This is a genomic window from Myxococcus virescens (assembly GCF_900101905.1).
In the GTDB taxonomy this organism is placed as follows: Bacteria; Myxococcota; Myxococcia; order Myxococcales; family Myxococcaceae; genus Myxococcus; species Myxococcus virescens.
The window spans coordinates 265,884-288,005 of record NZ_FNAJ01000006.1 but is presented as its reverse complement, the minus strand read 5'-3'; the positions used below and the strand labels follow the sequence as shown (position 1 = coordinate 288,005).

Sequence of the window (22,122 nt, the reverse complement as noted above, 5' to 3'; positions counted from 1 at the left end):
GAAAGGCGCTCAGAGTTCCACGCCGTCCCATCCCTCGGCGTCGTAGGTTCTGAAACCTGTCAGCCCCGCGCGTTGGAATGTCGCGAGGGTGTCTTCGCGAACGAGGATGAGCCGACGATACGTCCTGCATCGGAACATCTTGGCATGAGGGCTGATTCTGTCGGGACTGAGGGCCAGTTGTTCGATAAGCCCGATTTGGTCCTTGGCGATGTGATTCATCTCGTAGACCGAGCGGGCCATATCGATGGCGTCTTCGGCACCGAGGAGGTTGAGGAAGGCGTAGTCGGGACCGACGACTGCGCCTTCGTGGTCCTTGACCACGACCGGAAGCCATTCGGCGTTGGTGATGCCGAGCGATTCGATGAACTGACGCGCACGTCCCGAGACGAGCAGGTCACTCATCAAGTTCGGCTGGAAGTCATAGAGGTTCCGGTCGTCCGGGTAGTTATCGGAAAAGGCAACCTCGCCACCCTTTGGAAAATCCTTGGCGAGGCTGATGCCTTTTTCGAACTTCCAGTCTGCTGGGCTTCCACGAGGATAGGCATCAATGAATCCAGCTTCTTCCGCCATGACCTTGAAGACGAAGTACTTCACGGACGAACCCCATCCTGAATGAGATGCCGGACTCGCCGCTGGCGACGGTGCTTCATGATTCCTCGTCGACCTCTCCGTCCTCCTCAAGCCAGCGCAGGAAGCGCATGGCACCGACCAGGGCGAGCACCGGCTCTCCTTCCTCGTCCAGGAAGCGGATGGCGTCCTTTTCATCAGACAGGCTGACCTGGACGCAGTACATGGCCATGTCCTTGCCTGGGCGGACCAGGTCCTTCATCCGGGCATTGATGACGCGCGGATGCGCCTCCATCACCTCCGTGTAGACCTCATCCAGGGGTACCAGCACCCCCCGGACGCCCTCGCGTGCGGTGACGAAGCACGGAGACTGTTCTGTCAGAACTCGAGCGACGATGTCGGAGGGCTGCTCTTCTATGCAATTGGCTTCGAACATGATGGGTCAGAGCTCCAGTCCGTCCCAGCCTTCAGCTTCGTAGACCTTGAAGCCGGTCAGGCCCGCTTGCTCGAAAGCAGCGTGGACGTCTTCACGGATGAGAATGAGACGGCGTTCCTTCGTGCAGCGGAACATCTTTGCGTCGGGACGGATGGCGCTGGTGTTCAGAGCCAACGCATCAATATTCCCGATCTGGTCTTTCTCGAGGGAGTCCATCTCGTACTCCGAGCGTTCCATGTCGATGGCGTCTTCGGCACCCAGGAGATTGAGGAATGCATAGTCCGGACCCACGACCTTGCCCTGATGATCCTTGATGGTGACCGGAAGCCATTCGGCATTGGTGACACCGAGCGACTCGATGATCTTGCGTGCGTGTCCCGAGACGAGCAGGTTGCTCATGATATTGGGTTGAAAATCATAGAGATTTCGATTGTCGGGATAGTTTTTTGAAAACGAAACTTCCCCGCCTGCTGGAAAGTCTTTAGCAAGGCTGATGCCTTCGTGGAACTTCCAATCAGTAGGGCTGCCATTCGGAAGCTTCTCGATGTAGCCCGCCTCTTCAGCCATGACCTTGAATACAAAATATTTCACGAAAAATCTCGAATGACTGGTTCAATTAATAGAGAGAGCCCCACTCATAACGGCTCTTGGCCTTCTTGTCCTTCGGGGCATAGCGCACAAGGGCGTGCTTGTACTCCTTGCCTGCGGTGACCGAGGCCACAACTGCTCGGCTCAGTGCAACGAGGAGCTTCCAGTACTTGTTCTCCAGCTTGTGCAACTGGTCAAAAACATCCTCGATCAACGCCTTGTGTTCTTTTTGAGAGTCGATCGCCTTCTGAAGCTTTTGGGCGATGGTTTTCATGTCCCGCATCACCTGCTGCGTGTAGTTGGGATGGTCGCCTGGATGTTGCAGCAGCGCGTGGACAGGCACGGCCCAAGCCTGGTCCGGCAGCATGATGATGTTGTGACCGTGATTCAGGTTGTAGTCGGACTGGAGGATGAGGCGGAGCTGCCGGTATGTGAAGACCGGGCCGTCCTCCAATTCGTAGTAGAACGCCGAGCCCGGGAGGATGTGGTGTGCCTCCCACGCGTACGGGTACTTCTGGAGCGCGGGCTTCTTGTCCTTGTCCTTGGCCCTCGGGTTGAAGTTCTCCGGTGGCCCCCCGGGGAACTCAGCGGTCTGCTTCACTAGGTCCCGGATTTCATCCAGGTAGGAGTGGTCGAAGACGCGGTACACGTCACGCCCGTCCAGGGACGCGATGTAGTCAGAGCCGTTCTGCGCGTAGTCGCTGTCCTTGCCGAGTACTCCCCGGGGCGGGGCGCTGTCGTCCACGTGGTCGGCGTCATCCGCGGCGCTGGCCGCGGGCTTCGGCTTCTTCTTCTTCGCCGCCTTGGCCGCCGTGTACTTCCGGTCCCTGCTTCGCTCGAAGATGGACAGGAGCCGCTGCGCCAGCTCCGTGTTCATCTCGCTCGCACTCAGGTTGCTCATGCGCGTACCCACCTCTCACGTTGTATGGTGCCTGAACGCCCCGTTCCAGGCTACGCTCACCCGCACCTCCCATCATGGCCCGTCTCATCTCCCTCCGTGCAGATGCCGCTGACTCCCTGGGAGAAAGGCTGAGCCGGTTCGACCCGGGCGCGGACCGCTCCAGCATTCTCGCGCGGTTGGACGCCATCACGCTCGACCTGCACCTCATCGCCGTGGCCACGCTGCTGGTGGATGGTCATCCTCAGGGGTTCTTCCTCAACCTCTGCCGGATGGCGGAGAACGGCCGCCGGGTGCAGCGCCTCCTCGCGGACCGGGGCCTTCCGCCACCGCCCGCGCGGCGCAACACGCCGCTGCTCGGCGCGCTCGCCGCCGGCCACTTCTCCCTCGCGGAGGCCGTGGCCGCGAGCGCCGCCACCCAGTGGCAGCAGGGCGCCGAATACGAGGATGAGTTCCTCTGGGCCGCCGCCCTCCAGCACCTCACCCGCACGCCGTCCACTCCGCTGGAGTCCATCCTCGTCCCGCTGGAGAAGGTGGGCCAGGAGCCCTACGCCAGCCGGGTGGCCATGGCCCGGGCCCTGGTGTCCAGGGACGCCGCCGCCTTCGCCGAGGCCTTCGCCGCCGCCTGCCTGGACCACGGCATCGTCACGGAGAAGCGCGCCCGCTCGCTGGCCACACCCGTGACGTCCTTCGCGCCGCACCGGTTCGTCTGGCTCGAAGGACTGGCCCTCCTGCGCCTCGCCGAGCGCGCCGGCATCGCACCCGAGGACACCGGCTTCCGCTACTGCCCGCCCCTGGCCCGCGTCCCGATGACGACGACGTACTCGGGTGACTGGGCCGTGGACACGGCGCGGGCGCGATAACCCGTCAGTCCGTTCCGACGGGTTGCCCCGGCTCCAGCGTCTCCGCGCCCTCGCACGTCACCTGGATGGAGCGCAGCTCCGTGGGCTCGCGCTGCAACGCGAAGGTGCCGCGCCACACGAGGAACAGCTTCATCGCGTCCGTGTCCAGGACCACGGTGTCCAGCCGCAGCGCTTCTTCCAGGTCATCCAGCCCCCGGGCCCTGGGCGCGAGGACCTCCGGAGACGGCAGCGCGGGCAACCTGAACGTCAGCGGCGCGCCCGGCGCCATGTGCTTCAGCAGCACGGCCTCGCCCCCTCGCAGGTAGCCCGGGACGAGCTGATCCCACGGCGCGCCGTTGAGGAAGCGCCGGTCGAAGTCCTTTGGCAGCAACGGGCTGCGCGACTTCTTCCACGCGTCATCGTAGGTACCCGCGTAGCCGGCCCGGGGCTGCCAGTGCGGTTCGATGAACCCGAAGCCCGTGGGCGGAGGACGCTGGCCCCAGGACCTCAGCGGCTCGGCGGGAAACTCCAGGTTCGGCAGCCGCAGGTTCTCCTCGAAGCGGCTGCCCTTCTCGCGAAAGCCCGTGCCCAGCGGGTTGCGCGGCTCGAAGGCGCTGCCGTCCTTCCCGCCGAAGGCGCGCTCATAGCGCAAGGGGATGCGCTCGAAGGGGAGGGGCTGCGTCACCCCGATGCCGCCCATGCTCTTGAACCACGTGCGGTCCCCCAGCACACGGACCTGCTTGTGCACCGGCCCGACATGCAACTCGGCGAGGAGCTCGCGAGTCCCCGCCGCGGGCGCATGGGCATGTCCCACCAGCACCACGTCCGTGGCGGCCTTGAAGAAGGCGCCCTCGGGCTCCAGGCGGAGGCTGGCCGCATCCCCGCCGCCTTCCCAGCGCTCACCTCCGGTCAGCAGCGGCGTCTGCTCCGCGGACAGCGTCGGCGCGCCCCGAGGCCGCAGGTCGAACGTGGCCTTCAACACGGGCACGAACAGGGGCCGCAGCGCCTCGTCGGTGAGGAACAGCGGCTCGAAGGTGAAGGGCGTGAGGTTCTCGGTGGAGGGGTGCCCCATGAAACATGTCTACCAGTCCTCACCCTTTTGGGACACGGACAGCCGGAGCCCGGCTGTCAGCCCGTGCTCGACCTTCCGTCCACGCCGTGCCCTCACACAAGGACACGGCCATGGGAGACCCACGCAATCCGAAGCGGGCGCATGAGCGCTGGAACCTGGAGCGCCTGCGCGCCTGCGAGGCGGAGGTGCGCGCCCTGGCGCCCTGGGTGACGGTGTCCGGTGGCTGGGCCTGGCACTTCATGGCCCCGCCCCATGAGGAGCTGAAGCGCTTCCACGACCACAAGGACGTGGACCTCTTCGTGGAGCCCGCGCGCTTCCCGGAGCTCATCGCCGTGCTCACCGCGCGCGGCTACCACCGCATCTGGACGCGCTTCGACGCCACCTCCACGCACTTCTACCGCTACGCCCGGCACGACGAGGGCGGCAAGGTCCTGCTCGACGTCTTCGTCCGGCGCGTGCCGTCCGTGGACGCCGGGGGGATTCGCGTGGTGGACCCGGCCACGCTGCTCACCTTCTACGGAGACATCCACAGCACCGATGACTGCGTGTCGGTGCTGGCGGCGCGGCGGCTGCTGGCGAAGGGCCACAGCCCCCTGGGCCGCGTGGAGCTCGTCACTGCACGGTGAAGACGTGGTTGTTGCCGAAGTTCGAATCCCAGGTCTGGCAGCCCCAGCGGCTGGTGTTCTCGAACCAGATGGCCAGCGTGCCCCGCGTGTTGAGTGGGATGGACGGCGCGGGCGGGTTGGGCGTAGAGGAGAAGCCCGCCACCCAGAAGCGCTGCACCGGCCCGTCGTTGAACTGGTAGTAGCCCGTGATCGTCCACCCGGGCGTGGTGCCGTTGATGGTGCCCCGACACTGCGTCAGCCGGTCCGCGCTGTAGTGGATGGCCGCGGTGGAGCCGAAGGGCAGCGGGTTGGAGGACGCGAACACGCTCCAGCCCTGCGCCGGCGACTGGAAGGTGATGCTGGAGGAGGACTGCGAGGAAGCGGCCGTTCCGGCGAGCAGCACGGCGATGGCGGCGGCGAGACACCAGCGGGGGGATTGACGCGGCAAGGCAAAGCTCCAGGTTGAGAGGAAGCTGCGTTGCGGATACGCACAGCGTGGCAGGCAAGGGCTGTGACGGTCCGCCAGTGGACCCTCACGGGTTTGTGCCGCTCAATCGTGGACTCCTCTAGAGTCAGGCTCCTCACCTTTACGCTCCGCGCCATGGCCGACTTTCTTCCTCGCTTCTATCGACTCGCCGTCCGCGTGGACGCGCACTATGACGCGCTGAGCCGCAAGCTTCGCCAGAAGCTGGGAATCGCGCCGCCGCTGCGCATCCTCCCCTACCGGGGCTATGGCACCCCCGAGCGCGCCGTCATCAAGGCCCGCGTGCTGGAGGACCGGCACGTGCGTCCGCCGCAGGAGCGCTACACGCTGGTGGGCAGCGCGGTGGCCTCCTACAAGCGCTACATGACGCGCGAGGTGCCAGGCGCGCGCGTCGCGGTGCGCTGGGGCGACAAGCGCTGGGAGGGCACCACCGACGAGGAGGGCTTCCTGGAGCTGTGGGTGCCTCCGCCGGACGGGGTGCGCTCGGGCTGGCACATGGTGGAGCTGGAGTTGCTGTCGCCGGACGCGGAGGGCGTGTCCCGCGTGGCCGCGCCGGTGCGGATGGCCGGGCCCGGCGCGGAGTTCGGCGTCATCAGCGACATTGACGACACCGTCATCGTCACCGGCGTCACCGACTTGCTGAAGCGGGCCTGGGCACTCTTCCTGACCGAGCACCGCGTGCGGCTGCCCTTCCCGGGCGTGGACGCCTTCTATGCCGCGCTCCAGCACGGCCGGGGCACGAGCGCGGACAACCCCATCTTCTACGTGTCCAGCAGCCCGTGGAACCTCTACGAGCACCTGGACGAGTTCCTCTCCCTGCACAAAATCCCCACCGGTCCGCTGCTGTTGCGCGACTGGGGCCTGTCCAGCCAGGGCTTCGCGCCCGGCGGGGGCCATGGGCACAAGCTGGAGAAGATTCGCGCGGTGCTCGGCACGCTGTCGCATCTGCCCTTCATCCTCATTGGCGACAGTGGCCAGGAGGACGCGGAGCACTACCGCACCATCGTCCGTGAGTTTCCCGGGCGCATCCTCTGCGTCTACATCCGCAACGTGCCGGGGCATCAGCGCCGGGCCGAGGAGCTGGCGCTCATCGCCGGGGACATCCGCGCCGCGGGCAGCCAGATGCTCGCGGTGGATGACACCACCGAGGCCGCCCGTCACGCCGCGCGCGAGGGGTGGATTCAGTGGCGTGAGGTGCGCGAGGTGGAGGCCCATCGCCGCGAGGACGCCGAGCGCTGAGGCTCCCGGCGCCCACCGGGGTGCAGGTGCTGTCAGGACAGCGGACGGCCGCCCTGGAACTGGGCCATGCGCTGGGCGCGCTCCATCATCTCGCCCTGGGCCCAGCGCTTCTCGTCACCGGCGCGCGGCAGCCGGCGGCGCCAGCCGCCATCCGCCGTCAGCTCCCAGGAGGACGTGGTGTCTGCCATGCAGCGCTCCAGCGAGTCCTTCACCTGGGCGGCCAGGCTGGCGTCCTCCACCGGCGCGAGGATTTCCACGCGGTGGTCCAGGTTGCGCGGCATCAAGTCCGCCGAGCCGATGAAGCAACGCAGCTCCGGGCCGCGCTCGAAGATGTAGATGCGCGAGTGCTCCAGGAAGCGGCCCAGCACGGACACCACGCGGATGTTCTCCGACACGCCGGGAACGCCCGGGCGCAGGCAGCAGATGCCGCGCACGTTCAGCTCCACCTTCACGCCCGCGCGGGACGCCTCGTAGAGGGCGTGGATGATGCCGGGGTCCACCAGCGCGTTCATCTTCATCTGGATGCGCGCGGGGCGCTCGGCCGTGTGCGCGGCGACGGTGCGCTTGATTTCCTCCAGCAGGCCCTGGCGCATGGTGAGCGGGGCCACCAGCAGCTTGCGGAAGCTCTTCGGCCGGCCAAACCCGGTGAGGTAGTTGAAGACGTCCGCCACGTCCGCGCCAATGTCCGGGTCCGTGGTGAACAGGCCCATGTCCGTGTAGAGGCGCGCCGTCTTCGGGTTGTAGTTGCCCGTGCCGATGTGCACGTAGTGCCGCACCTTGTCGCCCTCGCGCCGGACGATGAGGATGGCCTTCGCGTGCGTCTTCAGGGACGGAATCCCGTAGACGACGTGCACGCCCGCCTCTTCCAGCGCGTTGGCCCAGCGGATGTTGGTGCGCTCGTCGAAGCGGGCCTTCAGCTCCACCATGCACACCGCCTGCTTGCCGCGCTCGGTGGCGGTAATCAGCGCGGGCACCAGGGGCGAGCTGTCCGACGTGCGGTACACCGTCTGCTTGATGGCCAGCACGTCCGGGTCGGCCACGGCCTCGGTGACGAAGCGCTCCACGGAGGTGGCGAAGGACTCGTAGGGGTGATGGACCAGCAGGTCCCCCCGGCGCATGGACGACATCACCGTGCCGCCATCCGGCGCGTCTGCGTCCGTGCGTAGGCGGGCCTGGGTGACGGGGACCCACGGCGGGTCCTTCAGCTCCGGGAAGCCCGGGGCGAAGGCGATGGACTGCAAGTCATTGAGGCCCACCAGGCCGTGCTCCTCGTAGACCTGACGTGCCTCCAGGCCCATGGCCTCCACCAGCGGCTCGAGCAGCTTGGGGCTCATGCCGGCCTGGACTTCCATGCGGATGACGTCGCCGAAGCGGCGCTCGCGCAGCTCCGTCTCCACGGCCTTGAGCAGGTCCTCCGCGTCCTCGGACACGGTGAAGTCCGCGTCGCGGGTGACGCGGAAGGTGCCCCAGCTCAGCACCTCCATGCCGGGGAACAAGTCCCCCAGGTGCTGGGCGATGATTTCCTCCAAGGGGACGAAGACGTTGCCCTTGAGGGGCAGGAAGCGCGGCAGCAGCTCCTTGGGCACCTTCACCCGGGCCACGCTCTCCTCGTCCGCGTCCGGGTCTCTCAGCAGCACCGCCAGGCTGAGCGACAGGTTGGAGATGTAGGGGAAGTGCCGCCCCAGGCCGATGGCCAGCGGGGTGAGGACGGGGAAAATCTGCTCCTTGAAGCGCTGGTCCACCTGGGCGCGCTGCTCGGCGTCCAGACTCCTGGCGGAGAGGATGCGCAGGCCCTTTTCGGCCAGGGCGGGGCGGAGCACCTTCTCGAAGGCGTCGCCGTGCCGGCGCGTCTGCTTGAGGATGCCGTCGTGCAGCTTGTCCAGGGTGTCGCTGGGAGAGGCTCCGTCGGGAACCAGGCGCGCCACGCCGCCGCGAATCTGCTCGTGCAGACGGGCGACGCGAATCATGAAGAACTCGTCCAGGTTGCGCGCGTAGATGGCGATGAACTTCAGCCGCTCCAGCAGCGGAATCTCCGGAGACTCGGCGAGTTGGAGGACGCGGTCATTGAAGGCCATCCAGGACAGCTCTCGGTTGAAGAAGAGCTCCGTGTCCTTCGACTCCGCGCCGGCCGGGAGCACGTCCCGGTTGGAGGGCTTCTGGGTGACGCTGCGACCGCCGCCGCCGCGTTTCGGCATGGTGACTTGACTCCTCGTTGACTCCCTTGGAGGGGATGTAGCAGGCCGACCCCCTGCTCATTGTAAACTCGCGTGTTACTTGGGAGAGGGAGCCGTCAGGCGATGTAAGCCCTCCCAGGTGGGCGGGCAGGGAGAAAGGGCGGGAGGCGTGGACTTTGTTGCATCCGCGATATGAGGACTGCATGTCAGGCGACGTGAGCGCGACGGAGATGAACCCCCAGGCGGACGCGGCCAGCGGCCTCTTCACGGCCTTCCAGAAGGACAGGAAGGTGCCTCGGGGACGGTGGGTGGGCGCCCTGCTGATGGCCCTGATACCGGTGGTGCTGGGCGTGGGCTTCTGGACCCTCGCCAAGGGCGAGGAGAAGACGTTCCGCATCGTCACGCCCCAAGGCTTCAAGTCCATGCGGGGTGGGATGACGACGGAGCAGGTGCGCGCCGTGCTCGGACGGCCCATCACCCTGGAGCGGGACACCAGTGGGGCGGAGTGCTACCGCTACGGGCAGCCCAACTTCGTCAACCCGCAGTTCCTCATCTATTCAGTCTGCTACGAGGACGGGAAGCTGCGGGACGTGAAGACGCACCAGTACTCCGCTTGGAACGTGGACCCCGCCACGGGGACGTTCGCGGCGCCGGGCGGGGAGCCCGCGGACGCGGCGCCCGCACCCGCGCAGGAAGGCTGAGCAGGGCCTTTCCTGCCGAAACGATGATGGAACCATGCGTGGCTGCCCGCGAGTCGCGGGTGCCAGGCTCCCTCCGTTCCGTGAAACGGAGGTCGCACCATGCGGCGGTTCTCTCAGGGGCTCGCGGTTCTCCTGGCGGTAGCGGGGCTTTCGTCCGCGGCGGCGTCTGACGACGTCATCGGGTACGAGGCGCCCAGCGAGGAGGCCTTGCGCTGCCTCAGTGAGGACCTGCCCGTGACGATGAAGGTCGACTATGTCCTCACGGGTTGTTGGGTGTTCACCCAAAGCACCTTCTACCTGAAGGTGACGCAAAGCGGCGCGGAGGTCTCTGGCCGAGGGGACGACTGGGAAGACCCGGTCAAACTCAGTCCGAGGAAGCTGTCCCGGGCCGAAGGTGAGCGCATCCTCCAGGATTTGACGAGTGTGATGCTTCGTCGCGAGTCCGAGTCGGCCTCAGGTGATGCGCCGACCCGTTACGTGACCACGGTCGAGTGGGCCTGTGGTGGTGTCAGGGGGACGAAGCGCGGCACGGTGGCGTTCATGGCACCCGCCTACGACTTGTATTCCCCGGATGAGGGAGAGGGAGACACCTACGCGCGCGCCGTTGGCATCCGTGACGTCGTGGTGAAGGCACTCCGGCAGGCACATCGTTGATACGACGGCACCCAACACATGTGCATGGGAGTGCTCCATCGAGGCACTCCGCCACAAGGGTTGCCCTTTTTTACCGGCAGTTGGAATCCGCATCGTTGTCCGCGCCATCCGCGCACCGGCTCGCCTCCGTGGCGGCGTCCTCGCTGATGTGGAGCGTGTACCGGATGGGCGTGTCCTGGTCGGCATTCGCCATGCCGTCCACCACCACCAGCACCGTCTGGCCCTGCGCCAGTGCCACCTTCACGGCGGGCGAGCCTTGGGGACTCCCGTTCGAGTTGGAGGCGCAACCCAGCTCCGTGCCCCGGCAACCCGTGAGCACGTAGAGCGCGTTGCCCCACTCGCTCGGTGCCGTGTCGAAGACGTAGGTGCCCGCCCGCGGCGCTGTCCACAGGTGCGCGCGGTCCTGCTGGAGCAGCGCGCCGCAGGTGCCCTGGAAGCTGTCACCGGAACCCGCCGTCTCGCCATGGAACGTCACCGGCAGCGCGCTGCCCAAGTCATGGTGCGCGCAGCCACGGCCGCCGCAGCCCGGCGCGTCGTGACAGTCCGTGTCCGCGCAGTCCACCCAGCGGTCCCCATCATTGTCCATGCCGTCGAAGCAGGAGCCCGCCTCGCTGGCCCGCAGCTCATCGATGTGCAGCTCGAAGTACCCCGCGCTGAACCGGTCCAGGCTCGCCGAGTCCACCACCACCAGCACCGTCTGTCCCTGCACCAGCGGCACCGAGACACGCGCGCCGCCGCCGTAGCTGATGCCGTCCTTCGCGCACGCCAGCTCCGCGCCCCCGCAGCCGCCGCTGCGCACGGAGACGAGCGAGCGGGTGGCCGACTTCGCCGTGTCGAAGGTGAAGAGCGCGCTCTTGGGCGCCGTCCACAGGAAGCCCCGGTCCGGCGCGCCGCTCCCGCCGCATGAGGACTGATGGTCGTCCCCCGCGTGCGCGGTGGAGCCCTTCACCATCACCGGCAACACGCTGCCCAGGTTCCGGTCCACGCACACGGAGGCGCTCGCCGCGCAGACGTTGGGAACGCCCGTCGCTCCGCAGGACTCGGGCGCCGTGCAGGTGCCACACGCCAGGAACCCGCCACACCCGTCCGGCACGGTGCCGCAATCCTTGCCCAGCAGGCCGCAGGTGTAGGGGCGGCAGGAAGGCGCCGCGCACACGTTGGGCGTGCCGCCACCTCCACACGTCTCGCCATTCGCGCATGCCCCGCACTGGAGCGCGCCGCCGCACCCGTCCGGCACGGTGCCGCAGTCCTTGCCCAGCGACTCGCAGGTGGCCGGCGTGCAGAGGGGACGGCCACAGACGTGGTCCACGCCGCCCCCGCCGCAGGTCTCGCCCGCCGGGCAGAGGCCACAGTGAAGGAGTCCGCCGCAGCCATCGGGCACGGTGCCGCAGTTCTTTCCCTGGGACTCGCAGGTGAGCGGGGTGCACACGCCGCCGCCGCACACGTTGGGCTCGGCGCCGCCGCACGTCTGGCCGTCCGCGCAGACACCGCAGTCGAGCATGCCGCCGCACCCGTCCGCCACCGGCCCGCAGTTCTTCCCCAGCGTCTCACACGTCCCTGGCGTACACGGCGAGTTGCCGCAGACATTGGGCACGCCGCCGCCGCCACACGTCAGGCCGCCCGCGCAGGCCCCACAGTCGAGCATGCCGCCGCAGCCGTCGGACACCGGCCCGCAGTCCTTCCCCAGCACGTCGCAGGTGGCCCGCTTGCAGATGCCGCGGCCACACACGTTGGGCGCACCGCCGCCCCCGCACGTCAGTCCGTCCGCGCAGACGCCACAGTCGAGCATGCCGCCACAGCCGTCCGGTACGGCGCCGCAGTCGCGCGCCAGCGACTCACAGGTGTCCGGCGTGCAGGTGGGCTCGCCGCATGCGTTGGGTGTGCCTCCGCCGCCGCAGGACTCGGGCGCCGTGCAGGTGCCGCAGTCGAGCACGTCTTCACAGCCATCCGAGACTGGTCCGCAATCCTTCCCCAGAGCCTCACAGGTGGTGGGCTCGCAGGGCGCCGGTCCGCACACGTTGTGCCGGCCACCGCCTCCGCACACCTCACCGGGGCCACAGGCGCCGCAGTCGAGTGTGCCGCCGCAGCCGTCAATGGCGATGCCGCAGTCCATGCCCTGGGAGGCGCACGTCATGGGCTCGCAGGAGGACACTGGCCGGCGGCTGTCCGCGCCCTCGTACGGTTGTGTCTGGCTGCACGCCACCCACAGCACCAGCCCACACGTCCAGAACCACGCTCCCCGCCGCCCCGCTCCGCGCATGCGCTCCCGTCCCGCCCAGGCCACCACCCGCGCCCAACGTGGGTCCGGGCAGCGCGCGTGCCCAGCCAGGGTGTAATGCGGGGTTGGACGGTGCACACACCGCGACGCGCGGGCACGGGCGCCGTCTGCCCGGGCGCCTGGTTTCCGACGTTCGCGTCACCCGGCGAGCCCCCTGGATTCAGGATGCGGAGCGCTTCACCCTGCCCGAGGGCATGGGCGGTGGACCGTCTGGGGAGGAGGGGAGGTGGCACGTCCGTGGACGTTCGCGCAGCGCGCGGGCGCCGGCTTCATCATCTCGTTGGTGGTGGCGCTCGTGCTGGCGGGAACGTCCGTGGTGGCGCTGCTCTCCGTGCGGGCCAATCACAAGGCGCGCATCCTGGAGCTGTCCCGGGACGTGCTGGACATCAAACAACTGGAGCGGACCTTCAACGACAAGGTCGTCAGTGGCCGGGGCTTCGCTTTATCGGGAGATACCTTCTTCGCCCAGGACATGTCCGTCGCGCGCGAGCGCTTCATCGCCACCTACGAAGCCCTGAAGCGCCGGCTCACCCAGGAGCCCCTGGCCACGCAACTGGAGGCCGTCTCCCACGCGGAGCTGGAGCACGAGGAGGCCATGCAGGCGCTCATCATGGAGCGCGAGGACGGCGTGCCCCGCCAGCGGCTGGAGCAGATTTTCGACGGCCACGTGGCGGACACGCGCCGCCGTGCCATGGACAGCCTCCGGATGCTCCACCATCAGACGGAGGCCCGGCTGTCCGAGGGCATCCATGAGAGCCTGGCCACGGACCGCAGCGCGCTCGGGCTGTCGCTGCTCGCGGGGAGCCTGGGCCTCGCGGGCGCCACGATGTTGGCGTGGACGCTGACGCGCAAGCTGCGGCCCATCCAACAGGAGGCCGAGGCCAGCGCCGAGCGCTTCCAGCTCCTCGTGGAGGGGGTGCGTGATTACGCCTTGTTCCTGCTGGACGCGCGGGGCCGGGTGGAGAGCTGGAACCCGGGCGCGGAGCGCATCATGGGCTACCGCGAGGCGGAAATCCTGGGCCAGCCCTCCAGCGTCTTCTACCCGCCGGATGCGGTGGCGGCGGGGATTCCGGACAAGGACCTGGTGCGGGCCCGGAGGGATGGGCGGCTGCACACGGAGGGCTGGCGAGTGAGGAAGGACGGCTCGCGCTATCTGGCGGACGTCAACGTCACCGTGCTCCAGGACGCGCGCGGGCAGCCGCGCGGCTTCGCCAAGGTGACGCGCGACATCACCGAGCGGCGCCGGGCCGAGCGCACGCAGCAACTGCTGGCGGAGGCGGGGGGCCTCTTCCACCAGTTCCAGGACCCCGACCAGACGGTGGCCGAGCTGACGCGCATCATGGTGCCGGAGGTGGCGGACGCCTGCCTGCTCTACCTGCTGACGGCCAGTGGCGACCTCTGGCCTCGCGCGGTGGCGCACGCGATGCCGGAGAAGGAGGCGTGGCTGTGGGACGCGGCGCGGCGCTTTCCGCCGCCACCAGAGTCTCCGTGGGGCATCTGGCAGGTGATGCGCACGGGGCGCTCCGAGCTCAAGAGCGACGTGTCTCCGGAGACCCTGGCCCGGGGGCTGGTGGGCCCCGAGCACCTCTCGTTGATGGAGAAGGTGGGCGTGCGCTCCTACCTCGGCGTGCCGCTGCGGGTGGGGCGGCAGACGCGCGGGGTGTTCGTGCTGCTGACGTCCGCGCCGGAGCGCCGGCTGACGGTGACGGACCAGGTCTTCGTGGAGGAGGTGGCGGGACGCGCCGCGCTCGCGCTGGACAACGCCCGGCTCTGGAGCGAGGCGCAGGACGCGGTGGAGCTCATCGGCGTGGCGGCGCACGACTTGGGCAATCCGTTGAACACGCTGCAGTTGCTCCTGCGAAGGCTTCAGCGGATGGAGCTCGCGGAGGAGCAGAAGGCGCGTGACGGGCTGGCGGCGGCGCTGAAGCAGACGCAGCGGCTGGGGCAGCTGCTGCACAACCTGCTGGACCTGTCGCGGCTGTCATCGGGGAAGCTGATGTTGGACGTGGCGCCGGTGGACCTGTCGGACCTGGTGCACGAGGTGGTGGAGCGCTTCGCCGAACAGGCCGCGGAGGCGGGCTGCAAGCTGGAGTTTGGCGCGGAATTGGGGCTGGTGGGCCGGTGGGACCGGCTGCGGTTGGACCGGGTGGTGACGAACCTCTTGTCCAACGCGCTGAAGTTCGGCAGGGGACGGCCGGTGGAGGTCCGGGTGGAGCACGCGGGCGTGGCGCGAGCGCGGCTGTGCGTGAGAGACCACGGCGTGGGCATTGCCCCGGAGGCGCAGCGGCGCATCTTCGAGCGCTTCGAAAGAGAGCCCTCTGGCGGCCAGCATGCGGGCTTTGGGCTGGGGCTCTACATCGTCCGGCAGTTGGTGGAGGCGCACTGCGGCACCATCCGCGTGGAGAGCGCCCCCAGCGAGGGCGCCACCTTCATCGTGGAGTTGCCGCTGATGCTGCTGGGCTCGGAGCTGCGTGAGGCACCCGATATTCCCCTGCACTCGTGAGCCCACCCGTCACGCGTGCAGCGGCGGCCGGGTGTCCACGAAGGTTCGCAGGGGCGACCGCTCCGGCGCCTTCTCCTGTTCCTCCAGCAGCTCGAACTCCAGCGAGTCATGCGCGCAGAACACCGTGACGTCCCGTCCGTGCCGCTGCACCAACTCGCGCAGCCGGCGCATGTTGTGCCAGCGCAGGTAGCCGTCCTTCTGCATCAGCTTCTGGTAGGCGCGCAGCCCTGGCGTGCACCGGTACCGGTCCGGGGCCATCTCCCCGTGGTAGAAGTACGCGTCTCCGGCGTGCAGCAGCCAGCCGCCGCCATTCTGGATGGCCACGCCCGCGTGGCCCAGGGTGTGGCCCGGCAGCGGCACCAACAGGATTTCCGGCGGCAGGCCTGCCAAATCCCGCACGCACTCGAAGCCGAACCAGCGCTCACCGTCTCCACCGGAGGGGTACGTCACCCACTGCGTCTCGTGCATCCACTGCAACGGCCGGTAGCGGCGCCGGTCCAACGGCGTCGCCTGGGCCACGGCGCCCTGGTACTCGTCCGACAGCAGGTGGACCCGGGCGTGCGGGAAGTCGTCCAGGCCGCCGGCATGGTCGAAGTCCAGGTGGGTGAGGACGATGTCGCGCACGTCCCTGGCCTGGAAGCCCATGCGCTCAATCTGTCGGATGGCCGTGGAGCCCTCGTTGAGCTGGGGCCGCGTCAGCAGGTCGAGGAACAGGGGCGACAGCCGGGGGCGCCGGTGCTTCACGTCCTCCAGGCCGAAGCCGGTGTCCACCAGGATGAGTCCCTGCCGGCCCTCCACCAGGAGGCAGTGACACGTCAGCGCCGCGGGCCCCGTGAAGCCCTTTCGCCCGTCCACCAGCCGGCCGCCCGGTGGGCACATGGTGGTGCAGTTCAGGTGGTGGATGCGCATCGCTTCCGCTCCTCGGCAGGGAGCCGCTCGGGCGGCCCGGGTCCGGAGCTAAAGGTGCGCCGCGTGACGCCACGGAGGAATCCGCGCAAGCGGGATGGCGGGAGGCTCGCCCGCCCGGTGGGGGTGCCTGGATGTCCGCTTCAGAGCTGCAGCAGGTGCTCGGCCGTCCGCTCCTCGCGGACGTTGCCGGTGTTGAGCGTGGTGGCGGGCTCGAAGAGCAGGACGTGGACCTCCTCCTCCGCCACGGGCCGGTGCTCCACGCCGCGAGGAATGATGATGAACTCGCCTGGGCCCACGTCCACCGTGCGCTCGCGCAGCTCCATGCGCAGCTGGCCGTGGAGCACGAGGAACAGCTCGTCCTCGGCGTCGTGCTGGTGCCAGACGAAGGGGCCGTGGAGCCGGGCCAGCCGGACGTGTTGGCCGTTCAGCTCGCCCACCACCTTCGGGGACCCGTGCTCGGAGAAGAGGGCCAGCTTCTGCGCGAGGTTGACCTTGTCCACCTCGGGGGCCGGCGTCTCCAGGGCGTCGCGCGCGGGCGGGGTGCCCGTGCCTTCCAAGGCACGGGCAGTGTCGGCGTGGCGGCGGGAGTCCCAGCGCGGACGACGTCCGGCGAGGACCGTGGGGCTGCGATGAGGCGCGCTCATGCGGGTGTCATCTCCTTCCGCGGCGCCGCTGCATTGGCTTGCGCCATGAGTTCGTCGTCGGAGTGTCTGTCTTCTGCGGAGGATAATCCCGCCTGTCAGCGCGCGGGAGTGGCCGCGAGGTCGACTACCCGACGGATGACGTGAAACATCGCGCCCGCGTGTCACGAAGGCGTCTGTCTCGAGCTCAGTCCGGGAAGAACATCGGGTCGCGCGTGGTGACGAACGCGGAGATGGCGCTGGCCACTTCCGCTGGCAGCCCGGTGAATTGCACACCCACGCCTGGCATCAGCTCCGGCGTGCGGGAATTGGCCTCGCGCACCCAGCGCACCACGCCCGTCACCTTCATGGGCCGGCCGCCCGGCAGGGTGAAGTCCAGCTCCACCTGCGTGCCGCGCGGCACCGCGTCCACGGTGGCGATGAAGACGCCGCCCTCGCTGAGGTCCAGTGAGAAACCCGTGAAGAAGTTGGAGTCGCTGCGCATGTCGATGGACGTGTGCATCCGCACCCGTCCGTTGCGCCGCGCGTCGTTCTCAGGCGGGGTGGCGGGCCGGGCCGCGGCTGCTGGGAGCGGCGCGTGCCCCTGGGCCCTCGCCGCGGCGGCCGCCCGCGCCAGCTCGGCCTGGCGGGCCTTGGCGGCTTCGTGTTGTGCCCGCGACGCGGCTTCCTGGCGGGCCCTGGCCGCCTCGGCCTGACGCTTGAGCACCGCTTCCGCCTCGGTCACCGCGCGGGCCACCTGCGCCGCCTGCTCCTGGTGGGCTCGCAGCAGGGACTGCATCTCCGAACCTGCTTGCCGCCGAGCCTGGAGCGCCGCTTGACGGGCCTCCAGTGCCCGGATGCGCGGCGCCTCCACGTCCAGCGCGGGCGCCACGGCCAACTGCAACCGGGAGGACTGTTCCCCCAACATGGGGTCGGCACCAGGGGCCTGGTGGGCCCGCGTCAGCGCCTGCCGCGTCTGCTCCAGCCGGGTGGCCAGCGCGGACGCCTCCGCCGTGGCCTGGGCGAGTTGTTCATGGAGCCGGCCCTCCAGCGTGGACAGCTCGCTCTCGGCGCGAGCCAGCTCCGCTTCACGGGAAGCAGCTGGGGGCATGCGGGCAGCAGGGGACGGCGAGCTCATGGCGAAGGACTCCAGGGGCGCCCACTGTAGCGTTCCCCGGACGGCCCCACGAGCCCCATGCGCCGAGCCGGAAATGACCCGGGGCCGCCCGCCTCCCAGGGATTGGTGGCAGGCAGGCGGCCGTGCGCCGTCCGGGCCGCCTCAGTCCGCGCCCTTGATGCAGGCCACCGGCTTGAGCCGGTAGGCCACCCGGGCCAGCCCCGCCATCTCCACCGTCTCCAAAACGTCGTCCAGGTTCTTGTAGCAGGGGCCTGACTCGTCCAGCGGCGTCTGGCGGGTGTTGAGGAGGATGCCCGCCTCGGCCATGCGCTGGTCGGTGACGTCCTGCTTCAGCACGCGCCGCGCCTCGCCACGCGACATGCGGCGGCCGGAGCCGTGGTTCACCGAATAGATGGACTTCTGTGCGCCCGGCTCGGCGAAGAGGATGGCGCTGCCGGTCTCCATGGAGCCCGGGATGAGGATGGGGTGGCCCGTCTTCTCCCAGGGCGTGCCCTTCAGCGCGGGGTGTCCTCCGGGGAACGCGCGCGTGGCGCCCTTTCGGGCGACGAACTTCCCCGCCTCCTTCTGGATGAGGTTGTGGGAGATTTCGTAATACACGCTGGCCGTGCCGCCGAAGACGTCCTCCAGCGCCGCGCACACCGCCTCACCGATGATGAGCCGGTTGGCCACCGCGAAGTTGGCCGCCATGTTGTGGAGGTTCCAGTAGTCGCGGCCCAGCGGGCTCTCCGCGTCCAGCCAGACATGGTCCTCGCTGCGGCTCTTGAGGCCCAGCTGCGCGGCGCCCTCCACGAAGAAGTGCTTGGCGATGTTCCACCCGAAGCCGCGGCTGCCGGTGTGCAGCATCACCCACACGCGGCCGTTCTGGTCCACCTGCATCTCGGTGAAGTGGTTGCCGCCGCCCAGGCTGCCCAGTTGCTCACGCTTGCCGAAGGCGCGCTCGGGGATGTCCACCCGGTCGTCCTCGACGGGGATGTAGTCGCGCTCGGTGACGGACGAACCCCGGCCCAGGGCCTTGGCGCCGTGGCGCACCACGTCCGAGAAGGTGCGGTCCGTCACCCTGCGCTGTTTCTGCACGCGGCTGGCGCCCACGCCCACGGCGATGCGCTTCGTCACCTCTTCAATCCAGCGGCGGCGCTTCGTGGCGTCGGCGACGTCCTCGGCGGTGAGCGTCGTCTGCAACTGCACCATGCCGCAGCCGATGTCGTAGCCGGCGGCGGTGGGCAGGAGGATGCCGTCCGTCTCCACCACTGTGCCAATGGGGACGCCGTAGCCCAGGTGACAGTCGGGTGTGACAGCGACGCGGGTGACCCCGGGGAAGGATGCCGCATTCACCACCTGGTCAAAGACAGAGTCCTCCAGTCCAGGTTGCTCGGGGCCCTCCCCCCACAGCAACTTGTCGGACAGGAACAGGTCCGCATCGACCTTCATGCTCTTGGTCTTCGCCAGGACGTAATGGCCTTCTGAGACCTTCTCCAGCCGCTGCTTCCAACTCATGACTTTGATCCCCCAGACGGGATGAACACGCGGCAGCGACGGGAGCGTCCAGGGAAGCTGACGCCAGGAGCCGAAACCCGAAAACAGGAGCAGAGGATGCTGGGGGCACAGGCGGGAAGGCGAGCGAATTCGGAGCCGTACGAGGCCGCGGCCGGGACGTGCCCGGCCGGGCGAAAGTCAGCCCGAGAGCGGACGGCGAGGTTCCGATCGCCCCGGGACTTGTCACGTCCGGATTCCATTCCCATCCATTCCGCAGCATCCAGGTAGGGGGTGGGCGATGGGTTTCCTTGGTGGGATTTTCCTGGCGGTGGCGTTGCAGGCGGGACCCGTGGAGAAGGAGCAGGCACAGACGCCGGTGGAGGTGGCAGCCCCGGTGTTCAATCCCTCCGCGTGCGCGAAGAAGCGGGTGGACCCCTGTGGGTGTCACCATGTCTATGGCATCCGGCACTGCCACCCGAATCGGAAGGGTGACCACTGCGAGGCGCCGGTGAAGGCGGAGGTCAAGGCCCCGCGCAAGAGCCGGGACGCCTCGAAGAAGGCGGACACGCAGGCCCGGACGCGCGAGCCCGAGAAGAAGCAGCTCGACCCGAGCAAGTCCGTGTCCATGTAGGCCCCAGGCGCGCGGGCGATTCGCGGTGGAACGCGGAGACCTCGCGCGCCAGCAATTCAGGCGCGGTGACGTGGGCCACGTGGCCCTGTCCGGGCAGGATGCCCAGGCGGGCGTGGCTCAGCGTCCGCGCGAGCGCCGCGTCCGGTCCTGCGTGTGCGAGCACAGGGTGGAGCGGGGATCCTTGTGGCGGGTGTAGCAGCCCGCGCGCCCCACGCCGCCCAAGGTCAAGGCCCTTGGCGACTTCCTGGCGCAGTTGCTCGCCGAGCTGTCGTCATGGCCGGGTGGAAACCGAGGGAGGGAACGGGGTAACAAGGCGGGTGAGCCGTGCCGCTCCAGGCACGCGCGGTGCCGAGGTGCGCATGCGAACGCAGCAGAGCCGCTCGCTCGTCTTCCTCCAGCAGCTCGGCCCCGGGGCACGTGAGGGCTACGAGGCCCTGTCCGGACTGGAGGACACGCTGGTCGCGCTCTGCGCCGCGGCGCGGCAGGCCTGGCCAAGCGTGACGCTGGCGGAGGAAGACTTCCTACGCCACCTTGCTTCGTGCCTGCCACGCGACGAGGACCCCTCACGGGTGCTGGCCACCGTGCATGCCGCGGACCTCTATCTGGCGTGCGCCTGTGTGCGGGGGAACGCCGCGGCGCATGTCGCGCTGGAGCGCCACGTTCTTCCCAAGGCGGCGGCGTCCTTGGCTCGGATGCGGGACACGGGTGTGGACCCCGCCGAGGTGGTTCAACACCTGCGCGAGCGGCTGCTCGTCCCAGAAGGTGACCGGCCCGGACGCATGGCCGAATACCAGGGCAGTGGTCCGCTCGCGGCCTGGTTGCGGGCGGCAGCGGTGCGTACCGCCCTCAACCTCCAGCGCTCGGAGCGCCGGAGGGCCCACGCCGAAGAGGAGGCGGAGGCGCTCCCGCTGCCAACCCATGCGGGCATGGCGGACGTCGAGTTGGACTACCTGCGCAAGCACCACCGCGAGCATTTCCAGACGGCGCTCTCCGAGGCGCTGAATGCCCTGCCCACGCGGGAGCGCACCGTGCTGCGCTTGCACGTGGTGGAGGGGCTGAGCCTGGAGCGCATCGGCACCATGTACCAGACGCACAAGTCCACCGTGTCGCGCTGGGTGGTCCGGGGCCGGGAAGCGGCGCTGGAGGGCACACGTCAGCGGCTGGCGGAGCGGCTTCGGCTCACCTCCGGCGAACTGCACAGCCTGATGCGGGTGGTACAGGGAGAGCTGGACCTGAGCCTGCCGTCCCTGCTGAGCACGTCTGGGGCTTCCTGAGGGTCCGCGGACTTTTTTCGCGGCCGCGTGCAACGCTCCGACCTGGCCGGTGTCATCCGGGTGAAGGTGGAACAACCCCCTCTTGGAGGACACACACCATGCATCACAGAATAGGCCTTGCCCTGGTTGCGCTGGCGTTGGTGGGAGCGCCTGCGCTGGCGGAGGAGTCGAAGCCGGCCCCGTCTTCTGGAGCCTCGGCCACCACCGAGGAAACGGTGGTCGTGAAGAAGGGCAGCCATCGCGACCTTCAAATTCCGGGGATGGTCCGCATCGCGATTGACGAACCGGAGATTGCGGACATCAAGGCGCTTGGCAAAGGGGTGCTGCGCATCATCGGTCAGCAGGCCGGTGAGACAGCGCTGCTCGTGTGGGCGGGGCCCGAGAACAAGCGCAGCAGCTACCGCATCGTCGTCACCGATTGATGCAGGGCATCGGTGGCCATGGTGCCGCCATGTGGCATGAATGGAAGCCGCGCTCCTCCGCGCAGGGATGAGGGGCGTGGGCGCCGCTGGACCAGGGTTTCGCGCAGTCTGGACCGGCCGGGGGCCAAGTGCATGCGAGAGCGGTGTGTCACCTGCCGCCGCGCGAAGGCGCGTCGCAGCGGGAGGCGGTTCAGCGGATGCGGTGGGGACCATCGCCCCGCTTGTCCGAGCTGACGTGTCCGCCGTGAGCGCTGGATGCGCGGGGTCACCTCCCGGAGGCGGATGGCCACCCCCTCGAGGCTTGGAGGGCTCATCTGAAGAGAGCGCCTTCCAGAGGACCTCCGCGGCAGTCTCGACGTCTTCTTCACTCACCACCTCGCCCCGGCCCGCCCGGCGCACGAGCTCCGACAGCATGCCCCACACCATGCACTCATGGAGCCAGGTGCGGCCCTTGGGAAACACCTTCTCGCGCTCGCCATGCTCGAGGACCTCCAGCACCTGCGCGCGCGTCCGTCCGTCATGCTCGCCCGGTGGGTCCGTGTCCGGATGGTTGTGAAGGAAGGTGAAGCCCACGAGGTGGGGCTGCAACAGCGCCCAGGTCGCGAACTCGCGCC

Annotated in this window: 21 protein-coding genes; 9 read left to right on the top strand and 12 right to left on the bottom strand. The window is 68.7% G+C overall.

The genetic code is table 11. The features are described from left to right. Positions 1–9 precede the first annotated feature (9 nt). The 4 genes from BLU09_RS19780 to BLU09_RS19765 are packed head-to-tail and all read right to left on the bottom strand — an operon-like array spanning position 10 to position 2,492. Positions 10–594, bottom strand: coding sequence for an imm11 family protein (locus tag BLU09_RS19780; RefSeq protein WP_244171870.1), 585 nt, complete (start codon positions 592–594; stop codon positions 10–12). A gap of 52 nt (positions 595–646) precedes the next feature. Then, positions 647–1,003: a hypothetical protein gene (locus tag BLU09_RS19775; RefSeq protein ID WP_090491107.1), complete on the bottom strand. Its 357-nt coding sequence runs from the start codon at positions 1,001–1,003 to the stop codon at positions 647–649. Positions 1,004–1,009: 6 nt separating this feature from the next. After that, a complete protein-coding gene (locus BLU09_RS19770; protein ID WP_090491106.1) occupies positions 1,010–1,594 on the bottom strand; it encodes an MXAN_0049 family immunity protein in 585 nt (194 codons plus the stop codon). 25 nt (positions 1,595–1,619) lie between these two features. Continuing rightward, positions 1,620–2,492, bottom strand: a complete 873-nt coding sequence (locus tag BLU09_RS19765; RefSeq protein ID WP_186817690.1) for an MXAN_0050 family toxin nuclease — start codon at positions 2,490–2,492, stop codon at positions 1,620–1,622. Between the two features lie 74 nt (positions 2,493–2,566). Between BLU09_RS19765 and BLU09_RS19760 the strand changes: the two genes are divergently transcribed. After that, a complete protein-coding gene (locus BLU09_RS19760; protein ID WP_090491104.1) occupies positions 2,567–3,352 on the top strand; it encodes an Imm49 family immunity protein in 786 nt (261 codons plus the stop codon). A 4-nt stretch (positions 3,353–3,356) separates the two neighbouring features. Here the strand turns inward: BLU09_RS19760 and BLU09_RS19755 are convergent, their stop codons facing one another. Further along, positions 3,357–4,403 (bottom strand): DUF2169 family type VI secretion system accessory protein, encoded by a 1,047-nt coding sequence (locus BLU09_RS19755; RefSeq protein WP_090491103.1) that lies wholly within the window; start codon positions 4,401–4,403, stop codon positions 3,357–3,359. A 110-nt stretch (positions 4,404–4,513) separates the two neighbouring features. Here BLU09_RS19755 and BLU09_RS19750 point away from each other — a divergent pair, with 110 nt between their 5' ends. After that, positions 4,514–5,029 carry a hypothetical protein gene (locus tag BLU09_RS19750; protein ID WP_244171869.1) on the top strand — a complete coding sequence of 172 codons (516 nt, stop codon included), beginning with the start codon at positions 4,514–4,516 and terminating at the stop codon, positions 5,027–5,029. On the opposite strand, the gene BLU09_RS19745 is transcribed toward BLU09_RS19750, so the two are convergent. Next, complete coding sequence (locus BLU09_RS19745) at positions 5,016–5,456, bottom strand: DUF6209 family protein (RefSeq protein ID WP_090491101.1); 441 nt, start codon at positions 5,454–5,456, stop codon at positions 5,016–5,018. The genes BLU09_RS19750 and BLU09_RS19745 overlap by 14 nt on opposite strands. Before the next feature lie 153 nt (positions 5,457–5,609). Between BLU09_RS19745 and BLU09_RS19740 the strand changes: the two genes are divergently transcribed. Then, positions 5,610–6,731: an App1 family protein gene (locus BLU09_RS19740; RefSeq protein WP_167371118.1), complete on the top strand. Its 1,122-nt coding sequence runs from the start codon at positions 5,610–5,612 to the stop codon at positions 6,729–6,731. Between the two features lie 32 nt (positions 6,732–6,763). On the opposite strand, the gene ppk1 is transcribed toward BLU09_RS19740, so the two are convergent. Beyond that, positions 6,764–8,926, bottom strand: a complete 2,163-nt coding sequence (gene ppk1, locus BLU09_RS19735) for a polyphosphate kinase 1 (RefSeq protein WP_090491099.1) — start codon at positions 8,924–8,926, stop codon at positions 6,764–6,766. 182 nt (positions 8,927–9,108) lie between these two features. Here ppk1 and BLU09_RS19730 point away from each other — a divergent pair, with 182 nt between their 5' ends. Both BLU09_RS19730 and BLU09_RS19725 read left to right on the top strand, forming a co-directional pair. After that, complete coding sequence (locus tag BLU09_RS19730; protein WP_186817689.1) at positions 9,109–9,606, top strand: hypothetical protein; 498 nt, start codon at positions 9,109–9,111, stop codon at positions 9,604–9,606. A gap of 99 nt (positions 9,607–9,705) precedes the next feature. Continuing rightward, positions 9,706–10,260 (top strand): hypothetical protein, encoded by a 555-nt coding sequence (locus BLU09_RS19725; RefSeq protein ID WP_090491097.1) that lies wholly within the window; start codon positions 9,706–9,708, stop codon positions 10,258–10,260. 70 nt (positions 10,261–10,330) lie between these two features. Here the strand turns inward: BLU09_RS19725 and BLU09_RS19720 are convergent, their stop codons facing one another. Continuing rightward, a complete protein-coding gene (locus BLU09_RS19720; protein WP_090491096.1) occupies positions 10,331–12,520 on the bottom strand; it encodes a tryptophan synthase alpha chain in 2,190 nt (729 codons plus the stop codon). A 244-nt stretch (positions 12,521–12,764) separates the two neighbouring features. Here BLU09_RS19720 and BLU09_RS19715 point away from each other — a divergent pair, with 244 nt between their 5' ends. Beyond that, a complete protein-coding gene (locus tag BLU09_RS19715) occupies positions 12,765–15,041 on the top strand; it encodes an ATP-binding protein (RefSeq protein ID WP_090491095.1) in 2,277 nt (758 codons plus the stop codon). A 9-nt stretch (positions 15,042–15,050) separates the two neighbouring features. On the opposite strand, the gene BLU09_RS19710 is transcribed toward BLU09_RS19715, so the two are convergent. The 4 genes from BLU09_RS19710 to BLU09_RS19695 all read right to left on the bottom strand — a co-directional run bounded on the left by BLU09_RS19710 (position 15,051) and on the right by BLU09_RS19695 (position 19,202). Next, complete coding sequence (locus BLU09_RS19710; protein WP_090491094.1) at positions 15,051–15,950, bottom strand: MBL fold metallo-hydrolase; 900 nt, start codon at positions 15,948–15,950, stop codon at positions 15,051–15,053. Between the two features lie 140 nt (positions 15,951–16,090). Next, a complete protein-coding gene (locus BLU09_RS19705) occupies positions 16,091–16,594 on the bottom strand; it encodes a cupin domain-containing protein (protein ID WP_090491093.1) in 504 nt (167 codons plus the stop codon). A gap of 184 nt (positions 16,595–16,778) precedes the next feature. Beyond that, positions 16,779–17,708: a TIGR02266 family protein gene (locus BLU09_RS19700; protein WP_143043153.1), complete on the bottom strand. Its 930-nt coding sequence runs from the start codon at positions 17,706–17,708 to the stop codon at positions 16,779–16,781. A 141-nt stretch (positions 17,709–17,849) separates the two neighbouring features. Next, complete coding sequence (locus BLU09_RS19695) at positions 17,850–19,202, bottom strand: RtcB family protein (protein WP_090491091.1); 1,353 nt, start codon at positions 19,200–19,202, stop codon at positions 17,850–17,852. Positions 19,203–19,479: 277 nt separating this feature from the next. On the opposite strand from BLU09_RS19695, the gene BLU09_RS19690 reads away from it, so the two are divergent. From BLU09_RS19690 to BLU09_RS38815, 3 genes are all read left to right on the top strand, one after another. Beyond that, positions 19,480–19,812 (top strand): hypothetical protein, encoded by a 333-nt coding sequence (locus BLU09_RS19690; RefSeq protein ID WP_090491090.1) that lies wholly within the window; start codon positions 19,480–19,482, stop codon positions 19,810–19,812. Between the two features lie 359 nt (positions 19,813–20,171). Then, a complete protein-coding gene (locus BLU09_RS19685; RefSeq protein ID WP_244171868.1) occupies positions 20,172–21,086 on the top strand; it encodes a sigma-70 family RNA polymerase sigma factor in 915 nt (304 codons plus the stop codon). A 98-nt stretch (positions 21,087–21,184) separates the two neighbouring features. Continuing rightward, positions 21,185–21,508: a pilus assembly protein N-terminal domain-containing protein gene (locus BLU09_RS38815; protein WP_090491088.1), complete on the top strand. Its 324-nt coding sequence runs from the start codon at positions 21,185–21,187 to the stop codon at positions 21,506–21,508. The last annotated feature ends 614 nt before the right edge of the window (positions 21,509–22,122 follow it).

What these genes read in the sequence shown, in the direction of transcription:
- BLU09_RS19695 (WP_090491091.1), bottom strand. Translation starts at nt 19,202, where the DNA reads ATGAGTTGGAAGCAGCGGCTGGAGAAGGTCTCAGAAGGCCATTACGTC.
- BLU09_RS19685 (WP_244171868.1), top strand. Translation starts at nt 20,172, where the DNA reads ATGCGAACGCAGCAGAGCCGCTCGCTCGTCTTCCTCCAGCAGCTCGGC.
- BLU09_RS19690 (WP_090491090.1), top strand. Translation starts at nt 19,480, where the DNA reads ATGGGTTTCCTTGGTGGGATTTTCCTGGCGGTGGCGTTGCAGGCGGGA.
- BLU09_RS19725 (WP_090491097.1), top strand. Translation starts at nt 9,706, where the DNA reads ATGCGGCGGTTCTCTCAGGGGCTCGCGGTTCTCCTGGCGGTAGCGGGG.
- BLU09_RS19755 (WP_090491103.1), bottom strand. Translation starts at nt 4,403, where the DNA reads ATGGGGCACCCCTCCACCGAGAACCTCACGCCCTTCACCTTCGAGCCG.
- BLU09_RS38815 (WP_090491088.1), top strand. Translation starts at nt 21,185, where the DNA reads ATGCATCACAGAATAGGCCTTGCCCTGGTTGCGCTGGCGTTGGTGGGA.
- BLU09_RS19700 (WP_143043153.1), bottom strand. Translation starts at nt 17,708, where the DNA reads ATGAGCTCGCCGTCCCCTGCTGCCCGCATGCCCCCAGCTGCTTCCCGT.
- BLU09_RS19740 (WP_167371118.1), top strand. Translation starts at nt 5,610, where the DNA reads ATGGCCGACTTTCTTCCTCGCTTCTATCGACTCGCCGTCCGCGTGGAC.
- BLU09_RS19720 (WP_090491096.1), bottom strand. Translation starts at nt 12,520, where the DNA reads ATGCGCGGAGCGGGGCGGCGGGGAGCGTGGTTCTGGACGTGTGGGCTG.
- BLU09_RS19760 (WP_090491104.1), top strand. Translation starts at nt 2,567, where the DNA reads ATGGCCCGTCTCATCTCCCTCCGTGCAGATGCCGCTGACTCCCTGGGA.
- BLU09_RS19750 (WP_244171869.1), top strand. Translation starts at nt 4,514, where the DNA reads ATGGGAGACCCACGCAATCCGAAGCGGGCGCATGAGCGCTGGAACCTG.
- BLU09_RS19710 (WP_090491094.1), bottom strand. Translation starts at nt 15,950, where the DNA reads ATGCGCATCCACCACCTGAACTGCACCACCATGTGCCCACCGGGCGGC.
- ppk1 (WP_090491099.1), bottom strand. Translation starts at nt 8,926, where the DNA reads ATGCCGAAACGCGGCGGCGGCGGTCGCAGCGTCACCCAGAAGCCCTCC.
- BLU09_RS19730 (WP_186817689.1), top strand. Translation starts at nt 9,109, where the DNA reads ATGTCAGGCGACGTGAGCGCGACGGAGATGAACCCCCAGGCGGACGCG.
- BLU09_RS19775 (WP_090491107.1), bottom strand. Translation starts at nt 1,003, where the DNA reads ATGTTCGAAGCCAATTGCATAGAAGAGCAGCCCTCCGACATCGTCGCT.
- BLU09_RS19765 (WP_186817690.1), bottom strand. Translation starts at nt 2,492, where the DNA reads ATGAGCAACCTGAGTGCGAGCGAGATGAACACGGAGCTGGCGCAGCGG.
- BLU09_RS19705 (WP_090491093.1), bottom strand. Translation starts at nt 16,594, where the DNA reads ATGAGCGCGCCTCATCGCAGCCCCACGGTCCTCGCCGGACGTCGTCCG.